The sequence below is a fragment of the Paenibacillus sp. GbtcB18 genome, assembly GCF_019091125.1.
Taxonomy (GTDB): domain Bacteria; phylum Bacillota; class Bacilli; order Paenibacillales; family NBRC-103111; genus Paenibacillus_F; species Paenibacillus_F chitinolyticus.
The window spans coordinates 1-514 of sequence record NZ_JAGXJX010000119.1 but is presented as its reverse complement, the minus strand read 5'-3'; the positions used below and the strand labels follow the sequence as shown (position 1 = coordinate 514).

The 514-nt window shown below is 43.2% G+C and carries 1 pseudogene; it reads left to right on the top strand.

Annotated features, from left to right (window positions below):
• A pseudogene (locus tag KVT34_RS32670) lies at positions 1 to 514 on the top strand (SU10 major capsid protein); the annotation flags it as partial.

The window sequence follows — 514 nt, the reverse complement described above, 5'->3', positions numbered from 1 at the left end:
CAAATGGGTTAGAAGTGCTTCGGGTAGTAAGGGGGGATGAAAATGCAGATAAAAATACCGTTCAACGTGGTTACGATAGTTCAACAGCTGAAGCAATTACAGCAGGTGGTGAACTGTAGGTCATCGCAAGACCGCGACCAGAAGGTGAGGATGCTTTCCGTAAAAATGAGATCAATGACCGCTTAGTAGCGCATAACTTTTCTCAAATTTTCTCACGATACGCGTCTATTTCTCGTACACAGCAACAAGTAAATACACATGGTGTGTCTAACGAATTGAACTACCAAGTAGACCTACGTCTAAAAGAAATGATTCGTGAAGCGAATAACTCTTTAATTTATGGCCGTAGAAATGCAGGTTCTCCAACACAGCCACGTACTACAGGTGGATTATTCGCTTTTGCAGGTTCTGAAGGGTCATATACACAAGACTTTAAAGGGAACGAAATTACAGCTAAACCCCTGAATGATGCCGTGGAACAGGTATTCACTCGAGGCGGTCCAGCACATACAGT